The following is a 5,892-nucleotide window of genomic DNA, read 5'->3' on the forward strand; positions in this document are numbered from 1 at the left end:
CGCCCGTCACCGGGTTGACCTTGATCTGCAGCTTCATCACGTCGCCGCAAGCCGGCGCACCGACCATGCCGGTGCCTACCGATTCGTCGCCTTTTTCAAAGGAACCGACGTTGCGGGGGTTTTCATAGTGGTCCACCACTTTTTCAGAATAAGCCATGATCAATTCCTTTCGTCAAATTCGCTTCTTTTCCAGTGACAGCGTGGAACCGGCTTTGCCGGACCACAGGTGTCGCCCCCTTGAGGGGGAGGCAGCGTGAGCTGCTTCGGAGGTGTTCATTTTTCAATGAGCAGCCCACTGGATGGTCGACAAATCAACACCATCCTTGAACATTTCCCACAGCGGGGAAAGTTCGCGCAGTTTGGCCACGTTTTCCTTGATGGTGGCGACCGCGTAGTCAATTTCTTCTTCGGTGCTCCAGCGGCCAATCGTCATGCGAAGGCTGCTGTGCGCCAGTTCGTCGCTGCGGCCCAAGGCGCGCAGCACATAGCTGGGCTCCAGGCTGGCCGAGGTGCAAGCCGAACCACTGGACACTGCCAGGCCCTTGATACCCATGATCAGCGACTCGCCCTCGACGAAGTTGAAGCTCATATTCAGGTTGTGCGGTACGCGCTTGTCGGCATGACCGTTGAGGAACACTTCTTCCACATCCTTGAGGCCATTGAGCATGCGCTCATGGAGGGCGCGGATGCGCTTGTTCTCTTCGTGCATCTCGGCCTTGGCAATGCGGTAAGCCTCGCCCATACCAACGCACTGGTGCGTGGGCAAGGTGCCCGAACGCATGCCGCGCTCATGGCCACCGCCGTGCATTTGCGCTTCCAGGCGCACGCGCGGCTTGCGGCGCACGTACAGGGCGCCGATGCCCTTGGGGCCGTAGGTCTTGTGCGAGGTCAGGCTCATCAAGTCAACCGGCAGGGTAGCCAGGTCGATGTCGACACGGCCCGTGGCCTGCGCAGCATCCACATGAAAGATGATTCCTTTTTCACGGCACAAAGCGCCGATGGCCGGGATGTCCTGGATCACGCCGATTTCGTTGTTGACGAACATGACGCTGACGAGGATGGTGTCGGGGCGAATGGCCGCCTTGAGCGCCTCCAGATCGAGCAGGCCGTCGGCTTGCACATCCATGTAGGTCACGTCAAAACCCTGGCGCTCCAGCTCGCGGCAGGTGTCGAGCACGGCTTTGTGCTCGGTCTTGACCGTGATGATGTGCTTGCCCTTGGTCTTGTAGAAATGAGCCGCGCCCTTGAGCGCCAGGTTGTTGGACTCGGTGGCGCCGCTGGTCCAGACGATCTCGCGCGGGTCGGCACCGATCAGGTCGGCAATTTGCTCGCGCGCTTTTTCGACGGCGGCTTCCGCTTCCCAGCCCCAGGCATGGCTGCGAGAAGCGGGGTTGCCGAAGTGCTCGCGCAACCAGGGAATCATGGCGTCCACCACCCGCGGGTCGCAGGGGTTCGTGGCGCTGTAGTCCATGTAGATGGGAAAGTGTGGGGTGTCCATGTGGCTAGCTCTTTAAATTCACAGGCTGGCTGGCAGCGCTATCAATGAAGTCAATGCAGTCGGGTCACAAAGGGATAAAGCCGGGCATACGCACGGCTTTGCTCCATCAGGATTTTGAGAAAGCATTGCCCAATGCGAAGACCGAGTTCGGCGCGTTCACGCGAATCGGCTTGACAGCCGGTGCCGTGAAAATGGCTTTTTTGACCTGGGGGGTGTTCTCGATCACCACGCCCTTGGCCAATTGGTCTTCCACCAGCTTTTGCAGGGTCACGGAATCCAGGAACTCCACCATGCGGCTGTTCAGCGATGCCCACAGCTCGTGCGTCATGCAGCGGCCGCCTTCGCCCAGGCAATTTTCCTTGCCGCCACACTGGGTGGCGTCGATCGGCTCGTCCACCGACACGATGATGTCGGCCACGGTGATTTCGGAAGCCTTGCGGCCCAGCGTATAACCGCCGCCGGGGCCACGGGTGGATTCGACCAATTCGTGGCGGCGCAGTTTGCCGAAGAGCTGTTCGAGGTAAGACAGGGAAATTTGCTGGCGCTGGCTGATCGCAGCCAGGGTGACTGGGCCGTTGTTCTGGCGCAGTCCCAAATCAATCATGGCAGTGACCGCAAAGCGGCCTTTGGTCGTGAGGCGCATAACAAGCTCCTTTAAATGGCTTGACTGTCGTTTTCACCCTGAAAGCTTGTGGCTTACAGGGAACTCTTCCTCCAGCCGCCCAGGTCAGTCAACCGGTATCGCGGGGGCTTTTTGTTGTTCTAGTGTTGTTCTTGACTGTTTTCGTCAAGTATAACACAAGCAGGGTTTTTCCTGCTCGGAGCGCTGAAAACCCAAGGGCTAACCCGTAGCGCCGGTCATTTTTCGCACCATTTCGGTGCGCAAAATGACCAGGAGGGTCAAATCACCTTAAGCCTTGCCTTGGCCCGCGGCGCTCAGCGGCACGACATTATCGGTACCCGGCGCGCCAAAAGCCTGCTCCTTGAGGATGTGCAACTGGTCCCGCACCCGGGCGGCTTTTTCGAATTCCAGGTTTTTGGCGTGCTCGACCATCTGCTTTTCCAGCCGCTTGATTTCGCGCGCGATGTCCTTTTCGCTCATGTCTTCCACGAGCGCTTTTTGCATCTCGATCTTTTCGGCTTCCTTGCCGGACTTTTCGCTATAGACGCCGTCGATCAGGTCGCGGATGCGCTTGACCACGCTGCGCGGCGTGATGCCGTTCTCCAGATTGAAGGCGATCTGCTTGTTGCGGCGGCGCTCGGTTTCATCAATGGCTCTTTTCATCGAGTCGGTGATGCGGTCGGCGTACAAAATCGCCCGGCCGTTGAGGTTTCGGGCTGCCCTGCCAATGGTTTGAATCAGGCTGCGTTCAGAGCGCAAAAAGCCCTCCTTGTCGGCGTCCAGAATCGCCACCAGCGACACCTCGGGAATATCCAGCCCCTCGCGCAGCAGGTTAATGCCGACCAGCACGTCAAACGCGCCAAGCCGCAAGTCGCGCAAAATCTCGACCCGCTCCACCGTATCCACATCGCTGTGCAGATAGCGCACCTTCACGCCGTTGTCGCTCAGGTAATCGGTCAGTTGCTCGGCCATGCGCTTGGTCAACGTGGTGATCAGCACCCGTTCGTTCTTCTCAACCCGAATGCGGATCTCTTGCAGCACGTCATCCACCTGGTGTGTGGCCGGCCGCACTTCGACTTGCGGATCAACCAGACCGGTCGGCCGTACCACCTGCTCCACCACCTGCCCCGCATGCTCATTTTCATAGGCCGCAGGCGTCGCAGAAACGAAGACGGCCTGGCGCATTTTGGACTCGAACTCCTCAAACTTGAGTGGCCGGTTGTCCAGCGCGCTCGGCAAGCGAAAGCCGTATTCCACCAGCGTAGTCTTGCGCGCGCGGTCGCCGTTGTACATGGCGTTGAGCTGGCCGATCATGACGTGGCTTTCGTCCAGGAACATCACAGCGTCCTTGGGCAGGTAGTCACACAGCGTCGACGGCGGCGAACCGGGCGGTGAGCCGCTCAGGTGGCGGGTGTAGTTTTCAATGCCTTTGCAGTGACCGATCTCGCTCAGCATTTCCAGGTCAAACCGGGTACGCTGCTCAATGCGCTGGGCTTCCACCAGCTTGCCGTCGGCGACGAACTGCGCCACGCGCTCTGACAACTCAAGCTTGATGGTCTCCACCGCCGTCATGACCTTGTCGCGAGGTGTGACGTAGTGGCTCTTGGGATACACGACAAAGCGAGGAATCTTCTGGCGGATGCGGCCCGTCAGGGGGTCAAACAACTGCAGCGACTCGATTTCGTCGTCAAACAGCTCAATGCGAATGGCCAGCTCGGAGTGCTCGGCAGGGAAAACGTCGATCACGTCACCGCGCACGCGGAATGTGCCGCGCGCAAAATCCTGGTCATTGCGGGTGTACTGCATGCGAATAAGCCGTGCAATCACGTCGCGCTGGCCCATCTTGTCGCCGATACGCGCGATAAAGCGCATCTGCGTGTAATCCTCAGGGGCGCCTATGCCGTAGATTGCGCTGACCGTGCCGACGATGATGGTGTCGCGCCGCTCCAGCACGCTTTTGGTGGCCGACAAGCGCATCTGCTCGATGTGCTCGTTGATGGCGGAGTCCTTCTCGATGAAAAGGTCGCGCTGCGGCACATAGGCTTCGGGCTGGTAGTAGTCGTAGTAACTGACGAAATACTCAACCGCGTTCTTCGGAAAAAACTCGCGAAACTCGCTGTAAAGCTGCGCCGCAAGGGTCTTGTTGGGTGCAAACACAATGGCCGGGCGGCCCAGCCGGGCGATCACATTGGCCATGGTGAAGGTCTTGCCCGAGCCAGTCACGCCGAGGAGGGTCTGGAACACCTCACCGTCGTTGATACCCTCCACGAGTTTTTCGATTGCGGTCGGCTGATCGCCCGCCGGCGGATAAGGCTGAAACAGCTCGAAAGGCGAATCAGGGAAACGAACGAACCGGCCTGCGGCTGGAGCTGAATCCACCGCCTCGGTTATGACTTCCATAGCTTCTGGCATAAAACCTCGATCAAGCCCCGTTAAAATTCAGAGCAACCAAACAGAATACGACATTCGGACGAAAATGGAAATTGCAAGCCCAATCGCCCCTCTCTCCATGCCTGTTGACACCTCTTGTAGCGCTTTTTCCGGTCAACTTTTGACCTAAATTCCGCTTCCGCCCCAGTTCTGTCGTTTTTCATTTTTCACTTCTGAGGATTCTTCATGTCTTTGTTTACCGCTGTCGAAATGGCTCCGCGCGATCCCATCCTGGGCCTCAACGAGCAGTTCAACGCCGACGCCAATCCCGCCAAGGTCAACCTGGGCGTGGGCGTGTACTACGACGACAACGGCAAACTCCCCCTGCTCCAGTGCGTGCAGGCGGCTGAAAAACAGATGATGGAATCCCCCAAGCCGCGCGGCTACCTGCCCATCGACGGCATTGCCGCCTATGACGCAGCAGTCAAGGCACTGGTGTTTGGCGAAGGAAGCGAGCCCATCAAAAGCGGCCGCGTGGCCACCGCCCAGGGCATCGGCGGCACCGGCGGCCTGAAGATCGGCGCCGACTTCCTGAAAAAGTTGAGCCCAAACGCCAAGGTACTGATTTCCGACCCAAGCTGGGAAAACCACCGCGCACTGTTCAGCCAGGCCGGCTTCACGGTTGAAAGCTACCCCTACTATGACGCGGCCAAGCGCGGTGTCAATTTTGACGGCATGCTGGCGGCTCTCAATGCTGCCGCCGAAGGCACCATCGTCGTGCTGCACGCCTGCTGCCACAACCCGACCGGCTATGACATCACCGCCGCCCAGTGGGATCAGGTCATCGCGACCGTCAAGGCGCGCAAGCTCACGCCTTTCCTCGACATGGCCTACCAGGGCTTTGGCCATGGCATCACCGAAGACGGCGCCGTTATCGGCAAGTTTGTGGCCGCGGGCCTGAGCTTTTTTGTCTCAACGTCTTTCTCCAAGAGCTTCAGCCTCTACGGCGAGCGCGTCGGCGCCCTCTCGGTGCTGTGCGAGTCCAAGGAAGAAGCCGATCGCGTGCTGTCGCAGCTCAAGCTCGTCATCCGTACCAATTACAGCAACCCGCAAATTCACGGCGCCACCGTGGTTGCGACCGTCCTGAACACCCCTGCCCTGCGCGCGCAATGGGAGCAGGAGCTCTCCGAAATGCGCGTGCGCATCAAGGCGATGCGCCAAAAGCTGGTGGACGGCCTCAAGGCCGCTGGCGTCAAGCAGGACATGGGTTTCATCACGGCACAGATCGGCATGTTCAGCTATTCGGGCCTTACCAAGGACCAGATGGTGCGCTTGCGCAGCGCGTTTGGCGTCTACGGCACCGACACCGGCCGCATGTGCGTGGCCGCGCTCAACAGCAAGA

The 5,892-nt window shown here is 59.3% G+C and carries 5 protein-coding genes; 1 reads left to right on the top strand and 4 read right to left on the bottom strand.

Annotation, left to right across the window (positions count from 1 at the left end):
• The 4 genes from ABI546_RS10305 to uvrB form a co-directional block, all read right to left on the bottom strand.
• The coding region (locus ABI546_RS10305; protein ID WP_348046507.1) for an iron-sulfur cluster assembly scaffold protein at positions 1-157 on the bottom strand (157 nt) is incomplete at its 3' end.
• A 123-nt stretch (positions 158-280) separates the two neighbouring features.
• Positions 281-1,498 carry an IscS subfamily cysteine desulfurase gene (locus tag ABI546_RS10310; RefSeq protein WP_348046504.1) on the bottom strand — a complete coding sequence of 406 codons (1,218 nt, stop codon included), beginning with the start codon at positions 1,496-1,498 and terminating at the stop codon, positions 281-283.
• Positions 1,499-1,604: 106 nt separating this feature from the next.
• The gene (iscR, locus tag ABI546_RS10315; protein ID WP_092128187.1) at positions 1,605-2,141 is read right to left on the bottom strand and encodes a Fe-S cluster assembly transcriptional regulator IscR; all 537 of its coding nucleotides are present in this window, start codon (positions 2,139-2,141) and stop codon (positions 1,605-1,607) included.
• Positions 2,142-2,408: 267 nt separating this feature from the next.
• Positions 2,409-4,532 (bottom strand): excinuclease ABC subunit UvrB, encoded by a 2,124-nt coding sequence (gene uvrB, locus ABI546_RS10320; protein ID WP_348046505.1) that lies wholly within the window; start codon positions 4,530-4,532, stop codon positions 2,409-2,411.
• Positions 4,533-4,736: 204 nt separating this feature from the next.
• Here uvrB and ABI546_RS10325 point away from each other — a divergent pair.
• The coding region (locus tag ABI546_RS10325; RefSeq protein WP_348046506.1) for an amino acid aminotransferase at positions 4,737-5,892 on the top strand (1,156 nt) is incomplete at its 3' end.

The organism is Polaromonas sp., assembly GCF_039932935.1.
Taxonomy (GTDB): Bacteria; Pseudomonadota; Gammaproteobacteria; order Burkholderiales; family Burkholderiaceae_C; genus Polaromonas.

Coding starts and splice junctions, on each gene's coding strand:
- uvrB (WP_348046505.1), bottom strand. CDS start 4,532: ATGCCAGAAGCTATGGAAGTCATAACCGAGGCGGTGGATTCAGCTCCA.
- ABI546_RS10310 (WP_348046504.1), bottom strand. CDS start 1,498: ATGGACACCCCACACTTTCCCATCTACATGGACTACAGCGCCACGAAC.
- iscR (WP_092128187.1), bottom strand. CDS start 2,141: ATGCGCCTCACGACCAAAGGCCGCTTTGCGGTCACTGCCATGATTGAT.